This is a genomic window from Clostridioides sp. GD02404, assembly GCF_045898275.1.
GTDB classification, from domain to species: domain Bacteria; phylum Bacillota; class Clostridia; order Peptostreptococcales; family Peptostreptococcaceae; genus Clostridioides; species Clostridioides difficile_A.
In genome coordinates this window covers 129,522-154,316 of record NZ_JBJOCA010000001.1, presented here as the reverse complement: position 1 = coordinate 154,316, position 24,795 = coordinate 129,522, and the positions used below count along the sequence as shown (strand labels likewise).

Here is a 24,795-nt window from a genome sequence, read left to right as displayed (position 1 = left end):
CACATTTGTGAATATTTTTCCACTTTCGTCAATAAATTACAATATATTATGCATTTTTTTTAACAAATGATTAATTTTTTCTATTTTTAAGAATTATTTTACCATAAAACGATTATATTTTCAAGATTATTAAAGTTAAAATTTTAATAGAAAATAAAGTATTTCATTAAATAATAAAAGCGGAGGCTTATTATAATAAATTTCTCCGCTTTTTTATTTATTTAATTAAATCATAGTAAAATAGCTCTGATTCTTAAGAAGTGACTTTATTATATTCAGACCTTTTTCCAATTCTTCTACATCCTTTGGAGCTGTTACACAAATACGAATTGCTTTTGGTACTGTAGAATTGCCAACAGAAAAACGTTCAGCACAATACACTTGAACTCCTAGATTTTTTGCACATATTTCAAATGACTTTCCATCCAATTCGTCAGGAAGAAGTAACCAACGAAAACTACAATTTTTATCACCAATTAAACTGTAATCTGATAAAATTTTATCAGCAACTTCATTTCTTTTTACAATCTCATCTTTTTTCTCTTCTATAATCTTATCTATAATAGGAGAATATAGTAAACGGTGTACTATTTCTGCCATAAATGGAGATACCATTAAATTCATGTTATATAGTGCTTTTTCTAGATTTTCCATATAGCCTTTTGGAGCAACTACAAATGCTATTCTAAGACCAGCACATAAAAATTTAGACGTGCTAAAAATATATACAGTATTGTTACTAGCTAAAGAAAATATAGGCGTTTGTATATTAGGTCTAAGAATACTATTTATTGCATCTTCAATAATTATTATATTATACTTTTTTGCTATATCTGCTATTTTTTGACGAGACAAGTTAGACATAGAATGTGTTGTTGGATTATGATAGTCTGGTATAAGATATATGCCTTTTATATTTTCATTTTTACAGTAACTTTCAAGAGATTCTGCTGACATTTCATTATTTTCTTGAGGAATTGGAATCAATTGAATACCTATCATTTTAGCTATTGATTTAATTCCAGAAAAACTCAAAGAATCTGTAGCAATCCTATCACCAGTTTTAAACAACCCTAGTAAAGTTGCACATATAGCATTCTGAGCACCTGCAGATAGTAGTATATTTTCTTCATTAGTATATAAATTATTTCTTTCTAACCATTTTGCAATTGATTTTTTTTGCATATATGTACCAGACGGAGACATGTATTGCAAAAACCTATCCATTTCTGGTTGTTTTAACACATTTTTAATAAAATCAACAATATATGTATTTTGCTCATAGGGAGGATGCACTGTTCCTAGTTCAATTATATCTTTTGATTCTGTTTGATATAACAATGTATTGCTCACATTTACATCAGATGAAATAAAAGTTCCTTTTCCCACTTTTGCACATATCAACCCCTTCTCTTCACAAAGTTTAAATGCTCGTGTTATTGTACTCAAATTTAAATCGAGAAAATCTGCTAATTCTCGTTGTGGAGGTAATTTATCTCCAGGATTTAAATTTCCTCTTTTAATATCTTCTTCTAATAACATCGCCAAAGTTTTATATATTGGTGGCTTTCGACTATTTAATTTTGGCTTCCATGTCATAGGATAGTTTTCAAATGAATTTATTGGCATATAATTACTCCTTTTAATATAATTGTCCTCCATACAATTTTATTATTGTATGCTTTTATTCTAGATGCTATACTTGTATTTGTAAATAGCTATTTCCAAATACATAGAACAAGAGAGGTATCAATATGAAGACTATAGGCTTAATTGGAGGAATGAGTTGGGAAAGTACCATTACATATTACCAAGTTATTAATACAGTAATAAAAGAAAGATTAGGTGGGCTACATTCTTCTAAATGTATACTTTACAGTGTAGATTTTCAAGAAATTGAAGAATGCCAGTCTAGTGGAAATTGGGAAAAAAGTGCTAAAATTCTATCTGATGCTGCAATTAAATTACAAAATGCAGGGGCAGATTTTATTGTTATATGCACTAATACTATGCATAAAGTAGCAGATAAAATACAAGAAAAGATACACATCCCACTACTAAACATAGCAAATGTAACTGCTGAAGTATTGAAAGAAAAAGAAATAAAAAAAGTAGCTTTATTGGGTACTAAATATACAATGGAGCAAGATTTTTATAAAGATATAATTATTAATAATGGAATTGAGGTTTTAGTTCCAACTGAAGAAGAACGTGTAATAATAAATAATACAATATTTAACGAACTTTGTGTAGGAATTGTATCTGAATCTTCAAAGAAAGCTTTCTTAGCTATTATAGATACGCTTGGTGAGCAAGGTGTAGATGGTATTATATTAGGATGTACAGAAATAGGTCTTCTAATTAAACAAAATGATACTTCTATTCCACTATTTGATACAACACTAATACATGCAATAGAAGCTGCATTAAAGTCAATTTCAGATTATTTAAATTAATAAAAAATATTTCTTAAACTAAAAACTTGAAACCCTTATATAAAAAAGGATAGTATAATTCTACTTATACTATCCTTTTTTAATTTAATTTTTCAATAAATCACAAACTTAGTACTCTTAATCTGTATACAAATCTATCTTACGTTTATAACATCACTATTTTGAGAGTTTTTCCCATCGTAATTTGCAACAACATAGATATCCATATTTAAGTCTCCTTCAGGAATACTTATAGTATGCTCATTACCTTGTATATCACTTTGATACAATGTAAAATCTCCCTCTCCATTAGTATTGTTTTTTACATATATACTATAGGTACAACCCTTATGAGATACACTACTCCAATTAACCCTAATAACATTGTTTTCTCTGTCAACATTAGCTGATATGTTTTCAACCTTCATATCTTGAATATTATTATCATCATTTGAATTTGAATTTCCATTAGTAATATTTATGACATTACTTGGTTTAGTTGTATCTGAATCTTTCTTACCTACAACATAAATATCAAAATCTAAATTTTGATTATCTTTTATATCTACTTCTATAGTAACATATACTTTTTGTGATTTTCCTAAATCACTTTCATTTACAGTTATAGATTTTATTTTCTTAAATGATTCTCCTGACAACTTGTCTTTAAGATATATATCATAATCAAAGACATCTTTCATATAATCCCATTCAAGCTTAATAATAACTTTATTATTTACTATTTTATGTGACCCTACTAAATTTTGTATATAGTCATTCGTTATAGTTTCTTTAACTACTGTTATAGTTATTATTTTAGATTTATCTCCACAAGTTATCCTTACTCTTTCCTTACCTTCTCTAAGCCCTACGATATTTCCATCACTACTTAGACTTATTGCTCTTTCTACAGGTAACTTTGAATCCGCTAACTCATAATATATTTTTGGTGGCTCTAAACCAGGTGGAGAAGTTATTATATCTGGTTTTAATTTTTCATTTTGGTCAACTTCTATTTTTACATCATTCATATTTATTTCAGCAACTCTAGCTTGAATTCTAAAGCTTCTCTCTACTTCTTTATTTCCACACTTAGCATATATTGTGGCTTTTCCAACTCCAACTGCACTTACTGTATTTCCTTTAATTTTTAACACATCATCATTACTACTCTTATAAATAGGTTTATATGACTTTTTAAATTTGTCATAATCAACCTCTATTGTACTTTCTATAGTAGCACTATCACCAACATGTTTTAAATCTCCATTAATCTCCATATCTAGTGATTCTACTTCTGGGTCTACTACCTTTATAGTAGCCTTTTTCAACACTCTTGAATTCTTCATAATACCCACAGAAGAATACCCAACCTTTAATGCTGTCATCTTATTTCCATCTATTTTTAAAGTCCCTGAATTATCCAACACATTAAACCAAATATTTGGGTCTTTAGCATATGAAGGAACCTTGATATATTCGCCAGTAGATAAAGTAACTGTTTCATTTAGTTTTACTACATATTTATCTAAATCTTTAACATATTCCCCATCTACAATTTCGATTTCTACTCCCTTTACCATTGGTCTAAGTATTCCAAATTTAAAAAGGTAGTACTGCGCAACAAGCAATATAGGAATAGATATAATTATGGCAATTTTTCTGTATTTCTTATTTTCTACAAATCTCATCTATCCACTTCCTTTAGCCTAATATATAATCATTTGTTTTGTAAGCAATCTACCTAAGTTAAATATTGGGATAAACTGGAAAAGTATTATATTTCAGAATATCCCTATACTAATTATAAACCATAAATTTAAAATTTAAAACTAAAATTAGTGTTAATTTCTTACTATTACAATAGTCTAATTTTAGTGAAATAACATTTGTCTTGTCAGCTAAAAAGTTATATAATTAATTCAAAAGAAATTTATACTTGTATTATATGAGGAGGACTTTAAATTGGAAATCAATTACAAAAAAAAAGATTTCAAATCATTTGCTAAAAGAAAAAACATTGAAATTTCTGTTCAAAGGTATCTTATTGATGCGTTAAGTTACATGGCACTCGGTCTTTTTTCTTCCCTTTTAATTGGAACAATTTTTAACACATTAGGAGACAACTTCAATATTTCTCTTTTTACTGAAGTTATAAGCCCTCTTGCTAAACAAGTTACAGGTCCAGCTATAGCAGTGGCTATTGCGTATGGACTTCAAGCACCTCCACTTGTGCTATTTTCTTGTGCACTTGTTGGAGCTTGTGGTAATGAATTAGGGGGTCCTGTTGGGGCATTTGTCGCTACACTTTTTGCTGTAGAGATTGGTAAATTAGTTTCAAAAGAAACAAAAGTAGATATATTGGTTACACCTGCTGTAACAATACTAATTGGAGTACTTGTAGCTCAACTTATTGGTCCAGCTGTTTCTGCATTTATGACTTCATTTGGAAACATAATAATGCAAGCTACAACTATGCAACCCATCATAATGGGGGCTCTAGTCTCTGCACTGGTTGGAATAGCTCTTACATTACCTATAAGTAGTGCAGCTATTTGTATGATGCTTAGTTTAGGAGGTCTTGCTGGTGGAGCAGCAACTGTTGGTTGTTGTTGCCAAATGGTAGGTTTCGCTGTTATGAGCTTTAGAGAAAATGGGGTAGGTGGTCTAGTTGCACAAGGACTTGGTACATCTATGCTTCAGGTTCCCAACATAATAAAAAATTGGAAAATTTGGATTCCACCTACTGTTGCTTCAATATTACTTGGACCATTATCTACAACAATATTTAAAATGGAGAATATCCCTATTGGTTCTGGTATGGGTACTTGTGGATTGGTTGGCCAATTTGGGACAGTAACTGCTATGCAGAGTGCTGGAAAAGGAGGTATAACTATGTGGGTTGGTATACTTTTACTTAACTTTATACTTCCTGCTATTGTAACTTTGCTAATTTCAGAATTTATGAGAAAAAAAGGTTTAATAAAACCAGGAGATTTAAAACTAGATGTATAAATTAAAAACTACTCCTTTTACTTGTATAAAAGTAAGGAGTAGTTTTTTTTATGAAAATTCCAACATCTTTTTTAATAACCAGTCTATTGAACCTTTTACTTCATTCCAAAGAACTATATTTTCATCATAGTAATATACAGCTTCAGCCTTTTCTTCTTCTGTAACAAATTCTCTACCAAAAGCATTTCTCCAGTCTAATAAATATAATCCAATATATTTATTTTTACTTTTAGCAACCTTAATAGAGTCATTTGCTAAAAACATACTGTTATTTTTAAAGTAATAAAGAGCTTTACTGTACATCCATGTAGCAGACTTTTCTTCTTTATAAAGCTCAAATAATTTATTTATTGAAGTTCTATCATTTAATCTAATCAATATATTTAACAACTTATATCTTATTCCTTGTTCATCACTAGGATTAATTGCTATTAAATACTCTAATACTTTTTTGGACTCATTTAAGTTGTCAATACTTTCTAGCTTCCTAGCAAGAGATTCAAGCGCTATCATATAAGCTCTAGTAGATAGACCTTTCCAAAATCCAAGCTCTTTATCTTCTTTTGTAATCATACTTTTCCCTATATTTACAGCTTCTTCCATATATCTAATTGATTCAATATTGCTATTAGCATCTTGTGATAGCTTAATGTATCTTTTATACAATATTTTCTTCTTTTCTAAATCTAAGTCTATAGAATTGGATTTATAATTTGTCTCTTTAACCCAAAATTCTACATTAGAGATAGCTATAGTATCTTGATTTAAAAAGTCAATACTGCAAACTTCTTTTATCAAAGATGATTTATTATTTATAGTGTTTAAAGAAACACCTATTTGTTTTGAAAATTCTTTTTTTGTTATATGTAATGGATGCTTCTTATTATATAAAAGATTTTGCTCCAAAACTATATTTAGTATAGCTGAAGACCATATATCAGCTCTAGAAGAATGAATTGTTTCTTTGTTATTATCCAAAAGGTTTTGCAAAATTTTAAAACTTATATCTTTATATTCTTGATTCAAATTGGAGTTGCAAAATCTATTTATCTTGTCTTTAATTTCTTCTATCTTGCTTGTCATGACTTCTCCTCCATATTTTACATATATAAAACTAGTGCTACAAATTCAAGTTCTTCTTCTCCTATATTTTCTATAGAATGTTTTGCACCATCAGCTGTATACACTACATCACCCTCATTAACTTCTATAAACTCCCCATTATCAAATACTTTACCTTTTCCTTTTAATATATAGTATACTTCAAAATCTGTTGTATGGTCATGCACACCAATTGAACTTCCTGCTGGTAAAGCTATTCTTTTAAATAGTCTTCCTTTTCCTTTAAGCTCTTCATTTTGTATTATGTTTTCAAGCCTAACTTTTCCAATACCACCATTCAAATTTTCTTTTAATTCTACTTGTAATTCAGATTTCTTTCTTATCATAGCTCATCCCACCTGCCAAACAATCAATCTAACTACTAAATTGGCATATCCTTTCCATAATATGTTGTATTTTAATATAATAATAACATATATTCTCATAAAAAAATATTACTGAATATATAAAAATGACACTATTTTTACATATATTGCAATTTAATTAAATTGTCCCATAAGTTGACGTCTCTAACAAAAAAACATATACTCATATAGTATGGGAAATTTTTGTTAAATTTTTTATCTGGAGGTTCTATACATATGTCAGTTTCAAAAACTCAAGAAAAACTTAAACAACCTAAGGATTTATATTTCTGCTGTTCAATATTTACCTTTGTAGGACTTGCATACTATGGTATGAAGTTGGTATTATTATTATTTTTAGCTGAACAAGTATCCAAAGGTGGTTTAGGATTAACACCAGCAGAATCAGCATCAATGCTTGCATCTTTTTTGGCATGGACTTATTTTTCTCCAGTTATTGGTGGATGGGTAAGTGATAGATTTTTAGGTCCCAAAAACTGTATTATACTTGGAATGATAATGGTATCAATTGGTTATTTTTTAGGATATTTAGCAGATAGTAAAATGGATATAAATATCATGATATTCTTATCTGGATTAGGAATAGGTTTTTATAAAGGCAACCTACACACTTTGGTAGGAAATCTATATACTAATGATGACCCACGAAAAGATGGAGCTTTCTCTATTACATACATGGCTACCAATTTAGGAACATTATTTGGACCTTTAGTATGTGGTTTAGTTGCTAATGAATGGTTTGCTATGAAAAGTGGTGCCTCTATAAACATGTATGGTTATAGATATGTGTTCTTATTTTCATCAATTACTGTTCTAATAGGTTTATTATTTTTTATCCTTGGCAACAAAAAATTTTATAAATCTTCAAATAATAAATTTAGTAATGGAAGAGAATCTATAAAGAAATCACTTGAATATAAGAAGATGTTAGCTTCCAAACCATTAACTTTAGTTGAGAAAAAAAGAATAGTGGTAATATTAGTCTTAGCTTTCTTTACAGTATTTTTTTGGATAGCATACAATCAAGCCTCTATGTCTATTGCCTTATATACAAAGGAACACATAAATCTTGCTGTTGGTAATTTTCAAATCCCAACTTCATGGATAGACTCATATAATGGTCTTCTTTGTGTCATCCTTGGACCTATATCTGCTCTAGTATGGGTAAAGCTATCTCAAACTAAAAAAGGTGATTTAAGTGTACCTAAGAAGATGAGTCTAGGATTTATACTATTAGCTATTGCATTTTTATTCATGATAGTAGCAGTTATGCAAACAGGAACAGACCCTAATTCTATTCATAAGGCAAGTGTATTTTGGGTAGTTGGATTTTTAACATTCCAAAGTATAGGAGAAATCTGTTTTTCTCCAGTTGGATATGGTATGGTAAATAAACTTTCACCTGAAAAATATATTTCATTTCTAATGGGTGTTTGGTTTTTAGGTAAATTTGCAGCAAATAAATTATCTGGTTATACACAAGCTATTATAGACCAGCTTGGTATGTTACAAGTATTCATAGTAATACCATCATTCTTATTACTATTTGGAATTATATTGCTTATAATGAACAAAAAATTAGTAGAATTATCAAATTAAAAACTTTTTCTAAATAGAGTAAAAAATATAATAAAAAATCGAGGTACATAATACCTCGATTTTTTATTATATTTAGTTACAAACTATATAGCTCTAGTATATACTTTTAACCATTCTCTTTCTTCATCAGTTAAGAAAGAAGATATTTTATCATAAACTAGTTTATGATACCAGTTTAAATAATCTTTTTCATCTTGATTCATTAACTCTGGAACTATACCATCTAAGTCAATAGGAGCTAATGTAACAACTTCAAACTCCATAAATTGACCATAGAAGTTCTTTTCAGCTTTTCTAACTACTATTTCATTCTCTGTTCTTATACCATGAGAACCTTCTATATATATACCTGGTTCATTAGTAGTTACCATTCCTTCTTCAAGAACTGCACTATCAAATCTTTCAGGTACTACTCTCCATCTAAATCCATTTGGTGCTTCATGAACATTTAGCACAAATCCTATACCATGTCCAGTTCCACACTGATAATCTATTCCCATATTCCACATACAACTTCTAGATAATATATCTAAATTATATCCTCTACAACCATGTAAAAACTTGACTTTAGAAAGATTTATCATACCTCTTGCCACAGAAGTAAAGTGTAGTTTTAACTCATCACTTATAGGTCCTAATACTGTAGTTCTAGTTATATCAGTAGTTCCATCATAATATTGTCCACCTGAATCTACTAAGAATAACCCTTCAGCTTCTAACTTATAGTTTGATTCTGGAGTAGCACTATAGTGCATCATAGCTGCATGCTCTTTATATGCAGCAATTGTATTGAAACTTGGCTCAAAGAAACCTTCTTGTTCTCTTCTTAAGTTTTCTAATTTTTCAGTAGCACTTATTTCAGTTATTTCAATTTTACCGACATTTGTCTTTAACCAGTACATGAATTTAGTGAAAGCTACACCATCTTTAATGTGTGAGTTTCTTATATTTTCTAATTCTATTTCATTTTTTTGTGCTTTAAAGAACATTACTGGATTAAATTCATCAACCTTCTCAACTTCACAAGGTATGTTATTGTAAATCGCATAGTTAAGCTTAGTTCCATCTACTAAAACTTTTTCAGCCTTGTCTATAGATTTTACAAACTCATATACATCATTATATGGCTTTATTTGAACATTCTCTTTAGCTAGTTCATTTAATATTTCTTCATTTAATTTGCTTTCATCAACAAATAGGTAAACTTCTTTTAAAGTTATTACTGCATAAGAAAGTACAACTGGATTGTATTTAACATCTCCACCTCTTATGTTAAACAACCATGCTATATCATCAAGAGTAGTTATTACATGAGTAGAAGTACCCTTTTCACTCATTTTTTCTCTTAATCTACTTAATTTTGAACTAAAACTTTCTCCACAATATTTAACATCTAATAAGAATGCCTTACTATCTGATAAAGCAGGTCTATCTTTCCATACACTATCTATTAAATCATATTGGTATTCTACCTTTATTCCTTTTTTAGATAATTTTTCAGCTAATGTAGCTCCTTCTCTAGCACATATAACTCTACCATCAAACCCTAAAGTTCCACCTTCAGGAATATTTGTATATAAATATTCATCTGTAGTTGGGCAACCTTCTTGTCCCATTTTAAATAATTTTATAGTACTTCCTTCTAATTGAGACTCTGCCTGTATGAAATATCTTCCATCTGTCCATAATCCAGCTTCATCTTTAGTAACAATAACTGTACCAGCTGAACCATTAAATCCTGATATAAATTCTCTTGATTTAAAGTAATCTCCTACATATTCACTTTGATGATTATCAGAAGATGGAATCATATAGGCATCTATATTTTTTTCTTCCATAAGTCTTCTTAATTCACTTAATCTGTCTTTTATATTCACAACAAGACCTCCTCAAAATAATAGTTTTAATAACTAAATATATAAGTATGTAAAGTTTATTACATAAATATTTTTCTTATAATTTATATAAATCTTATACACTCTAATTATCACAATTATAATTTTAATTATATTATGTATCTGTGTAAAGCTTTTTTTCATAATTAAAGAGGAAATTACATTTTTATTTTATATTTAAATGTAATTTCCTTTATTTTCACTAATTTAGTATGAATTATTCTTCTTTTGTTAATAAATCCATAGCCATTAATTTTGTTAATATATTTCTTATTCCTAATAATATTAAACCAAATATTATTAATACTGATGCTATTCCTCCAAATATCTGTAAAAAACCAAGTGTAGCTGTAAAACCAGCAATTTTTCCTGATAATAAACTTGCAAAGAAACTTGTTAAATACCATGCTCCCATAGATAATGTAGCATACTTAGCTGGAGCTAATTTATTAAACATCGCAAGTCCTATAGGAGACAAAAATAATTCACCTACTGTTGTAAATATATAAGTTACTACTATAAACAACATGCTAGCCTTTACCATTCCATTTGGACCGTTAGCTAATGTAGAAAATACCATCACTATAAAACCAACACCCATTATTATCATTCCTAAACCCATTTTAACTGGAATAGAAAAGTCACCTCTTTTAGTATTAGATAATTTAACCCATAAAGCAGCTAATACTGGGCATAAAGCTACACATAATATAGCATTTAGTGATGTAAGCCATGCTACTGGCATTTCAAATCCAAATACAGTTCTATTTACATTATCCCTTACATAAATCATAAATGAACTTTGTGTTTGATAGTATGCTGTCCAGAATAAGACCACAAATAAAAATAAAACAACCATTGCTATTATTCTATTTTTCTCTAATTTAGTAAGTGGTCCATACTCAATTTTTTCACCTTTATTTCCTTTAGTAACAGGATGTTTTCCAATTTCATTTAGTAATTTTGGCGCAAGAAGTGTAAATATAATCATACCTAACATCATACCTATACCACAAATTAAAAACGCCATCTTGTATCCATAAGATACTATATCACCACTTGCTCCTCTTACTGCAAAGACATTATCAGAAAGCAATCCACATATTATTGGAGCTATAAATGCTCCTACATTTACTGCCATATAGAATAAACTGTATGCTGCATCTTTTCTTGATACATCAGTTTTAGGATATATATCCCCAACTATATTTGAACAACTTGATTTAAAAAAACCATTTCCTAAAATGATTATTGATAGGCCTACCCAAACCATTGCAATAGATGTTGATGAAGCAAATAGTACAAAATCGCCTATTGCTATTAAAAGTGCACCTATAGAAATACATTTTTGTTGACCTAAAACTTTATCTGCTAACCAGCCACCAACTAATGGCGTAAGATATATAAGACCTGTAAATAATCCAAACATAGATGTTGCTTCTTGTGTAGAAAGGCCTAAACCGCCTTGAGCTATACTTGCTGTAAAAAATAATACCAATAAAGCTGTTAAACCATAATAACTAAATCTCTCCCATAAAATTGTCATGCAAATAAGCCAGAAACTCTTCGGATGACCAACTTTTTTAGATACGCTTTCTGTATTTGACATAAAAAACGCCCCCTCATTGTTTTTATAGTTAAATTTAGTACTAAGATTACATTAATCATTTTAGTACATACTTATAATATCATCTTTTTTATGTTTACTCAATAGATTACCATCAGTATTTTCATTTTTTTATTATTATTTTTAAAATTATGAAAAATATTATTTTTCCAGTATTTTAAACTAAAAATATTAATATATATATATTTAAATAATACCTTTAATATTTAATTTTTTTTGTATTTATTTTTTTGATTTTCATTTATTTTTATTTAAATAATTCAATTCCGAAATATTTTTTATTAACCTTTTTTTGCAAGTTATTTTTTTATCAATTCATGTGTGTAAATTGTTTTTATTATGAAATAACAAAAGCTATTTTAAATTCTCTATTTGAGAACAAAAATAGCTTTTATCTATATATCAAGATTTTCTTTTTTTAATAAATTGACTTAAATTATTGTTTAGCTTTCATTTGGTATTTATCTGTAATTTTAACTTTATATTTTTCTTTTAAATTTGTTATAAGTAAATTTTGTTTTTCTGATGTTAGACTACTTACTAAATCTGATTTTATTTCTTCGAATGGTTGATATTTTTCATCTGTCTTCTTAATTATATGATATCCATAATCACTTTCTACAAGTTTACTAGATATTTCACCTTTTTTCAATGCAAATGCAGCCTTTTCAAAAGACTCAACCATCTGACCTTTACCAAAGAATCCTAAATCTCCACCTGACTCTGCACTACTATCTTCAGAATACTTTTTGGCTAGAGTAGCAAAGTCTTCTCCAGCTTGTGCTTTTTTAAGTATCTCTTCAGCTTCTTTTTTAAGTTCAGCTTTTTTACTATCACTAACTTGTTTACCTTTATCATCAACAGTTTTTATTAAAATATGTGAAGCTCTAACCTGTAAATAATTGCTCTTGTTTTTATTGTAATAATTCTCAGCTTCTTTATCAGTCACTTTTGCTTTTTCACTTAAGTATTTTGATGCTACTAGTTCTTTTTTCATATCAGCTTTTATATATTTTTCAGTCAAATCAAACTGTTTTAAAAATTCTTCTTTAGTCATGCCCATTGCAGATTCTATGTTAGTCATTAAATTATTATATTGAGCATCTAGTTCATCATTAGTTATACTTACTTTTTCTTTAGCTGCTTCAGTAGATAATATGTCAGACGTAATCATAGTCTCAATCATATTTGATTCATATGAACGTATTTCATCATCACTCATAGTAGTTTTTGCATTTAAATAAAATAATGGCTCCATTCTTTTTCTCAACATCTCACCTGTTATTTTTTTATCCCCAATAGTAGCCACTGCTTCATTGCTACTATAATGCTTTGAAGTGGCTGGTAACTTTCTTCCGGCTTCTTTGCCAAAAACATAACCTCCACCTAAGCATATAACTCCTACTGCAACAATTGCTACAACTGCTTTAATTGTTTTGTTACTTAGTTTTATTTCTCTTTTCTTGACTTTGTTGTCAGTGTTTTTTTCATCTGACACATCATCTTTTTTAGAACTTACATTATCTGACTTTTTAATTTCATCTAATGAATTTTCTTTTGGATTTTTTTCTTCAGACATTAATATCCTCCTTAATTTTGTTTGTACAATACTTCACTTTTATTATTTTACATTAAAATAATATTAAATGTGTGAATCAGAAATGAAACTCTCATGAATTTAAAATGAAATTAAATATTTCTCAAACTATATCTTATAAAATTTCTTCCTACTTTTGTATCTCCATACTTTAACATCTGTATAACTTCATTTTTTTCTTTTTGCAAATAAATAGAACATTCTTCTAAAGACTTAAATATCTCTAATACTTCGCCTTTTTTATTTACTAATTCAATCTTTTTCTTTCCACCTCTTTTGATTATAGACTTATATTTTTTAAAATATTCATCATACTCCTCATCGATACATTCAAATTTATAATTCATTTTTAATGCCTCAATTTTATCATTGGTTAAAATTTCATTTCTCTTTTTATCAGAAAGTCTTGTACTAAATATCTTATCATTTAGAATATTAAATATCTCAGATGGAGATTTACTATTTTCTAAATAGCTCCATTCATTTTTACAATACTCTTCTATATTTAACACTTTACTTAAATACTTTATGGCATCTCCAAAATAATCCATATATCCATATTTTAAATTTTCTCTTATATATCCTAATGGTACTTTAAGAGCTTTGCTACATTGTATATGTGTATCAAAAATATTTTCTTCTTTAGTATACAAGTTTATTGCTTTTATACTTTTTCCCCTTTTTATTTTTATTTCTTTTATGTATTCTAAATCTTCTTCTGTTAAGTATTCACTTGTTTCACTTATTTGTTTTTCTTCAATACGACTTTTTAATAAAACACAACTTTCTCCTTGGTCAAGTTCTTCAACCTTTTTTGAATCATCTTTTTTATTTTCAATTAATGTTTCCTTATCTCCATCACTTATATATTTATCAATAATTACTGTTTCCACTTTATTCAATATTTTATTATCATTATTAACATTTGTTTTTTTTATACACGGTACTTCGTTTTCATTATTACATACTATATCTTCCTTGTCTAAAATTTTATCATCTTCATTAGACAAAAATATTTCTTGTTCTAAAACTTTAACTTCTTTATTTTCAATTTCTTTTTTATCAGTTAATACTTGTTCCTTTTCGATTAACTCTTCTTTATATAATCCCTCTTCATTTTTTAATACTATTTCACCTTCTTCTTCTGCTTTATCAAATTTTTGTCTTTTTTTCATAATACCAAACAACTTTTTTAACACTCAAGGTTCCTCCTAATACTTTCTATACCCTTATATTGCCATATAAAATATTACTTTGTCAAAACTCTTATTTAGTATATAACTACTTGTTACTATTTTCTTGATAATTTCTTGCTAAATCAGTTTTCCATATAATATAATCTACAGCTATTCCAAGTGCAAGCATTATCCTTCTTATTGATAAATTCTCTATATCAAAATCATCTTCTGTGACTTTTTCATAATCACTTTTTGGCATAATAGCTTCCATAATCCTATTTAAAACCATGTCTTTTGCTAAATCACACTCTTTCGAAAAATGTTCTTCATTATCACATAATGATTGTGCTAAAATAACTAGTAATCTTCCCACAGTTAAAAAACCATGTTTTAGACTAAAGTTTTCATTATTATTGATTTCACCATAAATCTTATTTATAATATTATCTACTATATTAGTAACTATCTTGTTATCTTCTTCATTTATCTTTTTGATTTGTTCTAAAATAGTTTCTTCTTGTATATTTTTATTACACATATTTATTCACCATTCCTTTATTTAAAATTTTGCTTATAGCATAAAACTAAACATTTTATAACCTATTAATTGTTGTTTGCGACTGTTTGATGTTATATAATAATAATCAAGCGTATATAAAAGTTATATAAAATATATAAATTAAAATTCATAGTGTAGATTCAATTATATTATTCAAATACATAATGTAAATTATTTATCATGTAAATTGTCTATTAATACTCTATCAGAATTTATAAAAATAATATTTAAAAGGAGAAAATATATGAAATATTCAACAATGGGTATGAAAGCAGTAAATACAAAAGAAAATGACAATAAATTTTCTAGTGGTATATTTTTAGAGCTGTACACGTTAAATTTAATGATAAAAAAAGACGATTGTGTTTATGGGAAAGAAGTTACAGATTACATAGGTAGTTTTAATTTGTCTTGGAAACCTAGTAACGGAACCATGTATCCAATAATAGAAAAAATGCTCACAAAAGGTCTTATTGAAGTTGCAACAAAAAAAGAACGCAAAAAACTCTATAAGATAACTGAAAAAGGAAGAATCTACTACAATGAGAGGGCTGCTGAATTTAAACAAATGCTAATAGAATCGGCAAACTTTTATAATACCATTGCAAGTGAATTAGAATAATCCCAAAGAAGACCACTCTTCAAGTTAGAGTGGTCTAAATTTCATATCAATAATACTTCTCATTCACTTAAGTAATTAATTAATCTAACAGCCTTTTTCAATTTAGATTTTGCACAAGCTCTTTTTTTATTTATTGTTCCTCTGCAAAGTCCAAACATCTCTGCTATTTCTGAATCAGTATTATCCTTCATATACCACATCACTAGTATTCGTCTTTCAAATGTTGTAAGATCTTTAAATATATTAGAGCATGTAATTCCATCAATCCAATTGTTATTTAAAAATTCTTCATCATATATATTTATAGTCATATCCTTTTCAATTATCGCAATCGACAATTGTAGATTATAAAAAAGCTCGACATAATCGAGCACTTCATCTATTTCTTTTTGTGCATTTTTATCACAAATAGTTTCTTCTATCGGTAATTGTTGTTCAGAATCATATATATTAAATATCTTTTTCTGATAGTATAGACCCCTTGCTATAGGGTCTTTAGATAATTTTTCTAAATGTCTAAAAACATAATAATGAAAATTTCGCTTTACATAATTGTGAAAAGACGGTTTTGTATCTTTATATTTATGACACATAGATAAAAAAATAGCACATATCTCCTGTTGTATATCTTCTTTATCATTATTTGAGAATATACCAACTATTTTTGCAACTGTCTTATCTGCAATCATTTGACCATGACCATTAACAAAATACGAATTTATTTTCAATCGTTCATGTTCTTCTTCTACAAATAATTTAATAAAACTTCTTATTGAGTAATCCTCTATAGAATATTGTCCATATACTATTAAAGAAATATACTTATTTAACATTGCTCTAAACGAATTAATTAGTTCTTGTGCTGCATCCTTTGATCCAGCTTGTAATTCATATACCAAATCATGTATTTTTTGATACTCATTCATTCCATATTTTTGCAAATTATTTTTATAAGTTATTTTTTTTTTCATATTATATACCTTCTTAGCATTATATTATTACTTCTTATCTATTAAGATTATAAAACTATACATTTATACTAAAAATATCTAATCAAATAAATATTTTCTTTCATTAAGTAAACCAGGAACTGACTTGTCTGCCAGTTTCTCTATGTATTCAAAGCATTTTGGATGTATATGCCACTTAAATTCTCTCTTTCTTTTATATTCATCTATAGAAAATTGTTCTGGCAGTATTGGCTTATTACATATTTGGCATATCATTATCTCTCCTTTTCTTGGTGGCTCTGGTACTTTACTTCTTTTTGTAATATAATTTTCTATATTTTTATCAATAGTAAAATTCATATTTCCCCTCCATAAGTTTGATAAAATCATATATAAACTTCTGTAATATCTTTATGTACATTCTCTTTTGATTTTAATATCATAGTTTTAATATCATAGTTCAATTTCAATTCTATTTTTTTAGTTTCACAATCTCTTATTAAATCTGTTAATACATAACTCTTTATAACAACTGTCTTTGTAATTGAATTGTAGAGCTTTATATTAAATAACAAGTTTTTATTTTGTAAATCAAACTTCAAGAAATAATAGTTTAAATCTTCTTTACTTATATTACATATCAATATATTATTAATAAATAACTTTAACTCATCAATGATTTTAAAGATAAGATTAACTATTTTAGTTACTGTTTTTATTTCACTTTTATTTTCATATAATAAATGCATAGTTTTCACCTCCTAATTTTCAATCTCACTCTGCCTACTATTTTAATAATAAATCTAAGTATAAGAGTATATAGGTCACTTGTCACAATCGACAACTAATAAACAAAAAAAAAGTCTTCTATAAAAGACAAAGTTAAAAAAAGCTTTATTATAAACCTACACAAACACTATCAAAAGTACCACCTCCAAATTTGTACTACTAATTATATCACATGCAAAATATTAAATACAGTTATTCACATCTAAAAATGCTCTGAATCCTCTCCAGAGTAGGTATAATTTATATCAATACTCTTTATATTCATTTCACTATAAGTTTCTCCTATTCTACATTTGAACATTAAGTTTTGACTAGGAGGTCTAAATGGAAAAGCATCAACTATTTTATGATAATATTCACCTTTATCTTCATAATATATATCAAATATAAAATCTTTAGAATACTTTCCACCATCACTGCTATTATTAAAATGGGGCGTTATACCTGTAATCATTACATCTCTCTTTTCATCAATATTACATTTAAAACTAAATGTAGAAGATTCATAATTATTATAATAATTTATATATGCTCCTAATGATTTTATACCATAAACGAAAGTTCTTAGATTTGTCTCACATTCTTCATAATTATAACTTCTTAAAACTATCTTTATTTGATTAACTTTTTTATTAGGAAAATTTATTCTAAATGCTCTAACTGAATTTGAAAATTCATTTGTTGAATTATTTTGTGTTATTGCTGAATGATATCCAATTCCCTCTACTTCTTCCCAATAACTAGAATCTCCAAACCTTATATATACATTTTTTACACTACATAAAAACGGATGTATATATATTTCATTCATTTCTAATGTAGTCATAATATCTTCTGGAAGAGTAATCTCATATTCTGTGTCCAAAAAATCTACAGAATTACCTGTAACTACTCTTTTTATCCAATATAGGTTATTATCTTTAGAAAAAGGAGCATACAAATCGTTGTCCTTTTCTGATATAACACCAAAACTAGTAATTTTAGTTTTAACTGATAGACTTTTTGGAATAAACATGGAATTTGATACATCATCGAAAACAGCTAATTTTGAAATTTTTTTTGAAGGTCTTATAGTTATATCTGATGTTATATTGTTTATTATGGCTCCAAAAGTACTCTCATCAGACTTACAATCTTGTGGTAAGATTATTTTTCTTCTCAATTTATTAGACTTTTGTATATCAATATACTTATTTAATAACTGATTATATTTTTGTATCAAGTTTGAGTTTACAGCTTCTAGTTGAGCATTTTCAAGTTTTATTAAATTTATATTATCATTTAACATACGTTCTATCTCATTAGTTTTATTAAACAAATCTAATATATCATTTAGCATGTTATTTTGATTATCATTATGCATTGAACTTGTATTTATAGCTTTATATCCAAAATCTTTTCTATTTGATACTGGTAAATTATTAATAACTACTTTATTCACCTAATCCCCCCTTACATCATAGAATGTGTCTATTTCTTCTTGTATATTTCCAATTATATCTGCAAAACTTCCATAACTGCAATTAGAGTCTATAGATACGTCTTCTTTCATTACATCTAACCTATCTATCTTATCACTTAATTTTCTTATATTATGCTCTGCTTGATGGTACATTGAACTTATCTTATAACTTTCTTGTGCTCCTCTATACCTATTATTAAACCTTACAGCATTTGGAACTTCATCTAATACTCTATTTGAAGTGTCATATACTTTACCATCTACATGAAAAATCTTACTTTCTACATTAGATTTATTACCTGAATAATCAGTTGTATAAACTCTAAACATATAATATCCTTTTTGAAGGGGTTGTGTCATAATGGTCTCTCTTTGAGTCTTATTATATATAATTGGTGAATTATCTAAGGTGATTGGATTAATATCACTTTCTACAGTATGTAAACACCAATTATACTCTTTAATACCTGTTGTAACTATTGTTGTAGCTACATTTGATTCTGTTACTACCTTTGAGTTTAAATCTACTCCTTCTACATAATATTGATATATACTTCCTGTATCTGTAGAAGTATACTCCAAAATGACCTTTCTATCCTCAGTAGTATACTGATTTGTTATACTTGGTTTAATTGGAATAGATGTATCTCCTGGCTTGTCTTCAACAGACATATTTTCAGTCAATTGTTTCATTCTAAAAATAGTATTTGCCAATATCTTCTTTTCATATTCCGCTATATCTTCAATATCATCTATATTGTGTCCTATTTGAATCATAGCTGTATTATTCCATGTTGTAAGATAATAGGAAGATGCTTTCTCTTGTGAAGCAGACCAATTTGAATTTCCTTCTATTTTTTGTGGTACTATATTAAACCATATATCTCCATAAGCAAAATTTGATGTAGTATGAGTATATGATATTTTTATTTTTTCTTCATTATTCACCATATTCCAAGGATATAATGTAACTGAATCTGATTTATTTACAACTACTTCATTTCCCCATACAGAACTTGTGAATCCATGACCTTCATCAAAAAATATATTATTGTCATTCCACTTTCCAACTTTTATATTAAAAAACTCTCTTAATTTATTCAAACTTTCATCTTCTCTAAATATAGATGAAATTAAATCATGACTCGCAATAACACTTCTATTTGTTTTCATAAACTCAAATATAGCATCTAGTGCTCTTTTGTTTAATTTATTTTCAACAATATAATCTTCACCACTAGAAAATCCGATAACTATTACATCATAAATATACATCCCTCTACTATCTTTTAAAAAATCATCTGGATTTTCACAAAATTCTCTATTTGATACAGGAGTTACATTTATCTTAGCTAAACCATACCCTCTTGCATCTTCTTTACAAGGCTCTTCCATCCATTTTTTTAAAGAAGCAGATTTCTTAATGGTCCATGTAATACCTCTATAACATTTAAAACTAATCTCTTCTCCTATATTTGGATGTATATTTAATACCTTTATGTCACTTTCTATTCTTTCTAGTTCACATACAGAAATAGGTTGAAATACTTCGTCAACAGAATTCCCAAAATCATCTCCTATTTTTTTTCTAAATACTCTATACAAATGTGGCGAATTTGATGTATTCTCCCATTTTAAACTAACTTTATTTTCTCTATCAGATGATTTCGTATATAATGTTATTGACATTATTCAGCCACCACCTTTATATTATTGATTACAGGAGTAACAGATATATCTGATGTAGATAATTTTGCCATTACTCTACATCTTATTAAACTATTACCATCCAGAGATTTTAACTTTTCAATTGTTGAGGGTAACATATGTTTATATTTTACAAATATTCTAAAGTATTCAGCTGTATTAATTTTTATATCTGGTCTTTGATATTGTGGAATCTTTTTTTCTTTTAATTCAATACTTATAGGGTCGTTTGGAGTAATTACATAATTAGGGTCAAACTTTATAACTATACTATCCACATTATCTATAGATTTTATTGCATAATACTTAAGAGAATTATTACTTATATTTTTCACTAAAGAATTATAGGTTATTCTTTCCATCTTTGAACCAGCAAATATAGAATCACTATGAGACATTAAGTTAAAATTATGCTTAATGGTTTTTACTGATTTTGATAAATCTAATTCACCAAGTAAAAACATTATTTGAAGTTTATTTTCTCCCTTTTTTAACTTAAATGCATATTTATTATCTTTTTTAAATACTTGTCTTCCATTTACAAGTACAACTACATCAAATACTTCTTTATCTTTCTCAAAACTAAAGTATTTATCTTCTATTATAGTTTCTTCAAGACAATTAACATACTGACTCATCACTATATAATTCCATTTACTTTTACACATTATCTCCATTGTATTTGCATCCATTGGAGCTATTCCAGTGACTCTATGCTTTGCATAATCATTTATAGATACTCTCAATGAACTTGGATATTCTTGATTATATTTATCACTTACATCTAACCTCTCAATAAGCCATTGAGAATGTCCTGTTCTCATTTCAATAGAATTTAAATTTACATACTTTGGAAGTTGTTGCACATAAAATAAAAAGTTTTTTAATTGTATATCAAAATCGCGTCTTCCAAATAAATCAGATGTATAGTAATTAAGTATTTTTTCTTCTTCGTATAAGAGATTTAAATCTAAGGCAATATTTGGCTTTATGTTCTTCCATTCTACACTATTATTTTTGTCTTCTATACCTATGAAATACGATATATTTGTCATAGGTGGCACTTTATTTTGAGGATTTAAAGTTATTTTTGATATAGGTTCATCAACATTAATTCTATTACTTGTGTACACACTGGTTTTAGAGTATTTATCATTATAAAGTGAAATATTATTTAATACAAATAATGAACCTAAGTTATCTAGTTCTTCTTGACCAATCTCATATTTTTCTATTATAAATTTAATTACTAATATATCTTCTTTGTTAAATCTCCATATATTATTTTTTTCTCCTTTATATTTAAACTTTTCTTTAAAGTTCTTATTGTCAGAAGAAATTAATAATGTTATAGTGGTATCCTGTAGTGAATAACCACTAAGTTCAATTCTAGATACTGTTTTAATAGTATCTAACTCTAAATCTATAGTGATTATTTGAGTTTCACTTTTAATTGGTGTTATGTCTAATGATATATTTTCATTAAGAGCCTCATTTAATACCAAATTTATATTTGTATTTGAATCTATCTCTTGCCCATTTAACAATACTTTCAAATTTGACTTACTCAAATCTATTTTATCACTTGGGATTGAATGAAGTTCATTTCTAAGTGTAGAGGTATTGTAATCTATTTCACAAGTTGACTTAGGTATGTTATTTTTTACTAAATTAATGGTGTTCGTATATTCAAGTGTATTAAAAGTTATAACATAAGGATAATACGATTTTTTTTTGCTTGAAAATTCATTTGCTATTTCTGAATAAGCAATAATCTTATTTGCTTCGTTATATATGTTTATCATTTCTAAGTCATATTTATTTATAGTCTCTATAGAAGATTCTACTTGATTATTATGTACTTCATAAATAGATTTCAAATCATATTCTATATTTTTAAACATAGTATTAAATTGTTCTTTATCTGAATTTTGATATGGTAATAATGTAAATGGCTTAAAATATGGCAACCCAATTATTTTTTTCTCAAAAAACTCACTTATAAACTTGTTTACTTCGTAAAAAGTTACTAAATAACCATTATTCAGAAGTCTTTTTATTATCTCTTCTTCTTTAATTTTTAATTGATACTCTTGAATGTTCATCATATAATTTCCTCCGAACCTACATCTATCCTATAATTATATACTATAGGTGACTCATCAATTATTTCATCTGGTCTATCTAACTCTATTTTCAACCTAAATTCATTCACATCATTAAGCATGTCAACATATGTAATATTTTTGTTTCTATTTATAGTTGATATATTACTATTTATAACTATTGCACAAGAGCCATATTCAGCTCTATGTCTTGGTCTTATTCTAGTCCATACTGAACCATCATCAAAACTTATATAGTATTTAATATAGTCATCAATTTTTTTATTTTCATCTAAATATTCCATAAATCTTCTTGGTATGTAATCTTTAGAATTCAAAGTAATTGACCTTATACTTTCAGTTGATAAAAATTTCTCTGATAAATATACTCCATACTTATCATAAACCTTGTATTTAAGTTCAATATTTTTTATACCTATAACATATCTCTTTGCATTTACTTCTTCATATTGAAACTTATAACTATCTTCACTTATCTTTTTATAAAATAATTGAGATTTCACATACTCTCTTGTTGAAAATTTGTTTGTTGACTTTGTAGATGGATAAATTATATTTTTATTATCATGGTTATACTTAAGACCTATAATCTCTATACTTTTTTGAGGTTTATCAAATTGTATATAATCTTTATTATTGTCATAAAAAAAATATGGAATTTTAGTTGGATCTATATTTAAAAAATACTCTCTACATACTTTAGTAAAATTGCTATCTTCTTGCTCTAATTCAACTACAATTTCTTTAACTATACTTGATTTAAAGGTTATTATATTTTCTTCCTTTAAAGATTCGTTTGGTTGTAATATTTGAACATTCTCATATTTATCTCTTACAACTATCCTTTTTATTATAGGGTTATGTAGATTTACATTTTGATTTGGTATTCCAGAAATTTTAAACCAATTTATATTAACAGGAATATCTAAAACAATCTTAAAATGTAATTTTAAAATCTTATCATCACTTATCCAACTTATACCTTCTTTATACTTAAATCCAACCATTGCAGTTTTTATTTTTATATCATCTTCTAAATTATACATTTCAAACTCAAACCAAGTATCATCATTTCCATCTAATATGTCTGATAAATATATATGAGGATCATCTTCTCCAATATATTTTATTTTATTGTAAGATGAATATATTTCATGTGTATTCCCAGGAAAGCCATTTGATACATCTAGAATTTGTATATTTATATTATCATTTACACATTTACTCGATATTGTTGCTAATGTTAATGCTCTATTTAATACACTACAAGAAACATTATTTAAGTTGTTTATATTACTAATTTTTGTAAAATCATCTGAATAAATCATATTGCTGACGGTTTTCAAGGAGTCTACTTTTTTATCTAGTTCATTTATCTCTATTTCTATACAATTTAATTTGTTAATTAATAGTTCATTCTCTTCTTTAACATCTTTAAAATATATTTGTAAGTTATTTCCGATTTCCTTATAACTGCATATTAAAATATTCATATCACATTTGGCTTTTTTCAACATATCACTATAGCTTGAAAAGGATGGTATATCTATTGCCTCATGGAATTCAAATAATGGTTTTCCAAGTTTATTATAAAAATCGATAATCATATTTTTAAATTCATAAAAATACTCTGTTTTTGTTTTGATTTTCCCAGAATCAAAATCCTTATTTAAATCCTCTATTAAAATTTTAATTCTTTCTTCAAACAATATACTTGGCCTTTTATATTTATAATTATTCATATTAT

20 protein-coding genes are annotated in these 24,795 nt (G+C 26.9%); 4 read left to right on the top strand and 16 right to left on the bottom strand.

The window, feature by feature from the left end; translation table 11 throughout:
* Positions 1 to 225: 225 nt before the first annotated feature.
* Positions 226 to 1,629, bottom strand: coding sequence for a PLP-dependent aminotransferase family protein (locus tag Q3287_RS00650; RefSeq protein WP_407963334.1), 1,404 nt, complete (start codon positions 1,627 to 1,629; stop codon positions 226 to 228).
* Positions 1,630 to 1,754: 125 nt separating this feature from the next.
* Here Q3287_RS00650 and Q3287_RS00645 point away from each other — a divergent pair, with 125 nt between their 5' ends.
* The gene (locus Q3287_RS00645) at positions 1,755 to 2,456 is read left to right on the top strand and encodes an aspartate/glutamate racemase family protein (RefSeq protein ID WP_407963333.1); all 702 of its coding nucleotides are present in this window, start codon (positions 1,755 to 1,757) and stop codon (positions 2,454 to 2,456) included.
* A gap of 134 nt (positions 2,457 to 2,590) precedes the next feature.
* On the opposite strand, the gene Q3287_RS00640 is transcribed toward Q3287_RS00645, so the two are convergent.
* Positions 2,591 to 4,126 carry a hypothetical protein gene (locus Q3287_RS00640; protein ID WP_407963332.1) on the bottom strand — a complete coding sequence of 512 codons (1,536 nt, stop codon included), beginning with the start codon at positions 4,124 to 4,126 and terminating at the stop codon, positions 2,591 to 2,593.
* Between the two features lie 274 nt (positions 4,127 to 4,400).
* Between Q3287_RS00640 and Q3287_RS00635 the strand changes: the two genes are divergently transcribed.
* Positions 4,401 to 5,450: a PTS transporter subunit IIC gene (locus Q3287_RS00635; RefSeq protein WP_054270725.1), complete on the top strand. Its 1,050-nt coding sequence runs from the start codon at positions 4,401 to 4,403 to the stop codon at positions 5,448 to 5,450.
* A 48-nt stretch (positions 5,451 to 5,498) separates the two neighbouring features.
* Here the strand turns inward: Q3287_RS00635 and Q3287_RS00630 are convergent, their stop codons facing one another.
* Together Q3287_RS00630 and Q3287_RS00625 are read right to left on the bottom strand one after the other, a co-directional pair.
* Positions 5,499 to 6,533 (bottom strand): DUF6398 domain-containing protein, encoded by a 1,035-nt coding sequence (locus Q3287_RS00630; RefSeq protein ID WP_407963331.1) that lies wholly within the window; start codon positions 6,531 to 6,533, stop codon positions 5,499 to 5,501.
* A gap of 17 nt (positions 6,534 to 6,550) precedes the next feature.
* Positions 6,551 to 6,898, bottom strand: a complete 348-nt coding sequence (locus tag Q3287_RS00625; RefSeq protein WP_054270727.1) for a cupin domain-containing protein — start codon at positions 6,896 to 6,898, stop codon at positions 6,551 to 6,553.
* 255 nt (positions 6,899 to 7,153) lie between these two features.
* On the opposite strand from Q3287_RS00625, the gene Q3287_RS00620 reads away from it, so the two are divergent.
* A complete protein-coding gene (locus tag Q3287_RS00620; RefSeq protein WP_054277028.1) occupies positions 7,154 to 8,536 on the top strand; it encodes a peptide MFS transporter in 1,383 nt (460 codons plus the stop codon).
* A gap of 83 nt (positions 8,537 to 8,619) precedes the next feature.
* Here Q3287_RS00620 and Q3287_RS00615 read toward each other — a convergent pair whose 3' ends face one another.
* The 5 genes from Q3287_RS00615 to Q3287_RS00595 all read right to left on the bottom strand — a co-directional run bounded on the left by Q3287_RS00615 (position 8,620) and on the right by Q3287_RS00595 (position 15,371).
* Entirely contained in the window at positions 8,620 to 10,413 is a 1,794-nt protein-coding gene (locus Q3287_RS00615; RefSeq protein ID WP_054270729.1) for an aminopeptidase P family protein, read from the bottom strand.
* Positions 10,414 to 10,648: 235 nt separating this feature from the next.
* Positions 10,649 to 12,040: a peptide MFS transporter gene (locus tag Q3287_RS00610; protein WP_054270730.1), complete on the bottom strand. Its 1,392-nt coding sequence runs from the start codon at positions 12,038 to 12,040 to the stop codon at positions 10,649 to 10,651.
* A 454-nt stretch (positions 12,041 to 12,494) separates the two neighbouring features.
* Positions 12,495 to 13,637 carry a peptidylprolyl isomerase gene (locus tag Q3287_RS00605; protein WP_054270731.1) on the bottom strand — a complete coding sequence of 381 codons (1,143 nt, stop codon included), beginning with the start codon at positions 13,635 to 13,637 and terminating at the stop codon, positions 12,495 to 12,497.
* A gap of 110 nt (positions 13,638 to 13,747) precedes the next feature.
* Positions 13,748 to 14,854, bottom strand: coding sequence for a hypothetical protein (locus Q3287_RS00600; protein WP_407811644.1), 1,107 nt, complete (start codon positions 14,852 to 14,854; stop codon positions 13,748 to 13,750).
* Positions 14,855 to 14,936: 82 nt separating this feature from the next.
* Positions 14,937 to 15,371 (bottom strand): hypothetical protein, encoded by a 435-nt coding sequence (locus Q3287_RS00595; protein ID WP_054277031.1) that lies wholly within the window; start codon positions 15,369 to 15,371, stop codon positions 14,937 to 14,939.
* A 265-nt stretch (positions 15,372 to 15,636) separates the two neighbouring features.
* Here Q3287_RS00595 and Q3287_RS00590 point away from each other — a divergent pair, with 265 nt between their 5' ends.
* Complete coding sequence (locus Q3287_RS00590; protein ID WP_054270734.1) at positions 15,637 to 16,014, top strand: PadR family transcriptional regulator; 378 nt, start codon at positions 15,637 to 15,639, stop codon at positions 16,012 to 16,014.
* Between the two features lie 59 nt (positions 16,015 to 16,073).
* Here Q3287_RS00590 and Q3287_RS00585 read toward each other — a convergent pair whose 3' ends face one another.
* The 7 genes from Q3287_RS00585 to Q3287_RS00555 all read right to left on the bottom strand — a co-directional run bounded on the left by Q3287_RS00585 (position 16,074) and on the right by Q3287_RS00555 (position 24,790).
* Positions 16,074 to 16,985, bottom strand: coding sequence for a sigma-70 family RNA polymerase sigma factor (locus tag Q3287_RS00585; protein WP_054277032.1), 912 nt, complete (start codon positions 16,983 to 16,985; stop codon positions 16,074 to 16,076).
* A 78-nt stretch (positions 16,986 to 17,063) separates the two neighbouring features.
* The gene (locus tag Q3287_RS00580) at positions 17,064 to 17,324 is read right to left on the bottom strand and encodes a hypothetical protein (RefSeq protein WP_054270736.1); all 261 of its coding nucleotides are present in this window, start codon (positions 17,322 to 17,324) and stop codon (positions 17,064 to 17,066) included.
* A 26-nt stretch (positions 17,325 to 17,350) separates the two neighbouring features.
* Positions 17,351 to 17,713 carry a hypothetical protein gene (locus Q3287_RS00575; protein ID WP_054270737.1) on the bottom strand — a complete coding sequence of 121 codons (363 nt, stop codon included), beginning with the start codon at positions 17,711 to 17,713 and terminating at the stop codon, positions 17,351 to 17,353.
* A gap of 242 nt (positions 17,714 to 17,955) precedes the next feature.
* Positions 17,956 to 19,194 (bottom strand): hypothetical protein, encoded by a 1,239-nt coding sequence (locus Q3287_RS00570; protein WP_407963330.1) that lies wholly within the window; start codon positions 19,192 to 19,194, stop codon positions 17,956 to 17,958.
* Complete coding sequence (locus tag Q3287_RS00565) at positions 19,195 to 20,904, bottom strand: hypothetical protein (protein ID WP_407963329.1); 1,710 nt, start codon at positions 20,902 to 20,904, stop codon at positions 19,195 to 19,197.
* Positions 20,904 to 23,030: a hypothetical protein gene (locus tag Q3287_RS00560; protein ID WP_054277035.1), complete on the bottom strand. Its 2,127-nt coding sequence runs from the start codon at positions 23,028 to 23,030 to the stop codon at positions 20,904 to 20,906. Before Q3287_RS00560 ends, Q3287_RS00565 begins: the two co-directional genes overlap by 1 nt.
* Complete coding sequence (locus tag Q3287_RS00555; RefSeq protein WP_407963328.1) at positions 23,027 to 24,790, bottom strand: hypothetical protein; 1,764 nt, start codon at positions 24,788 to 24,790, stop codon at positions 23,027 to 23,029. The genes Q3287_RS00560 and Q3287_RS00555 overlap by 4 nt, the downstream gene beginning before the upstream one ends.
* Between the last annotated feature and the right edge of the window lie 5 nt (positions 24,791 to 24,795).

What these genes read in the sequence shown, in the direction of transcription:
- Q3287_RS00580 (WP_054270736.1), bottom strand. Translation starts at nt 17,324, where the DNA reads ATGAATTTTACTATTGATAAAAATATAGAAAATTATATTACAAAAAGA.
- Q3287_RS00645 (WP_407963333.1), top strand. Translation starts at nt 1,755, where the DNA reads ATGAAGACTATAGGCTTAATTGGAGGAATGAGTTGGGAAAGTACCATT.
- Q3287_RS00640 (WP_407963332.1), bottom strand. Translation starts at nt 4,126, where the DNA reads ATGAGATTTGTAGAAAATAAGAAATACAGAAAAATTGCCATAATTATA.
- Q3287_RS00625 (WP_054270727.1), bottom strand. Translation starts at nt 6,898, where the DNA reads ATGATAAGAAAGAAATCTGAATTACAAGTAGAATTAAAAGAAAATTTG.
- Q3287_RS00595 (WP_054277031.1), bottom strand. Translation starts at nt 15,371, where the DNA reads ATGTGTAATAAAAATATACAAGAAGAAACTATTTTAGAACAAATCAAA.
- Q3287_RS00585 (WP_054277032.1), bottom strand. Translation starts at nt 16,985, where the DNA reads ATGAAAAAAAAAATAACTTATAAAAATAATTTGCAAAAATATGGAATG.
- Q3287_RS00565 (WP_407963329.1), bottom strand. Translation starts at nt 20,904, where the DNA reads ATGTCAATAACATTATATACGAAATCATCTGATAGAGAAAATAAAGTT.
- Q3287_RS00560 (WP_054277035.1), bottom strand. Translation starts at nt 23,030, where the DNA reads ATGATGAACATTCAAGAGTATCAATTAAAAATTAAAGAAGAAGAGATA.
- Q3287_RS00590 (WP_054270734.1), top strand. Translation starts at nt 15,637, where the DNA reads ATGAAATATTCAACAATGGGTATGAAAGCAGTAAATACAAAAGAAAAT.
- Q3287_RS00650 (WP_407963334.1), bottom strand. Translation starts at nt 1,629, where the DNA reads ATGCCAATAAATTCATTTGAAAACTATCCTATGACATGGAAGCCAAAA.
- Q3287_RS00610 (WP_054270730.1), bottom strand. Translation starts at nt 12,040, where the DNA reads ATGTCAAATACAGAAAGCGTATCTAAAAAAGTTGGTCATCCGAAGAGT.
- Q3287_RS00620 (WP_054277028.1), top strand. Translation starts at nt 7,154, where the DNA reads ATGTCAGTTTCAAAAACTCAAGAAAAACTTAAACAACCTAAGGATTTA.
- Q3287_RS00630 (WP_407963331.1), bottom strand. Translation starts at nt 6,533, where the DNA reads ATGACAAGCAAGATAGAAGAAATTAAAGACAAGATAAATAGATTTTGC.
- Q3287_RS00605 (WP_054270731.1), bottom strand. Translation starts at nt 13,637, where the DNA reads ATGTCTGAAGAAAAAAATCCAAAAGAAAATTCATTAGATGAAATTAAA.
- Q3287_RS00555 (WP_407963328.1), bottom strand. Translation starts at nt 24,790, where the DNA reads ATGAATAATTATAAATATAAAAGGCCAAGTATATTGTTTGAAGAAAGA.
- Q3287_RS00575 (WP_054270737.1), bottom strand. Translation starts at nt 17,713, where the DNA reads ATGCATTTATTATATGAAAATAAAAGTGAAATAAAAACAGTAACTAAA.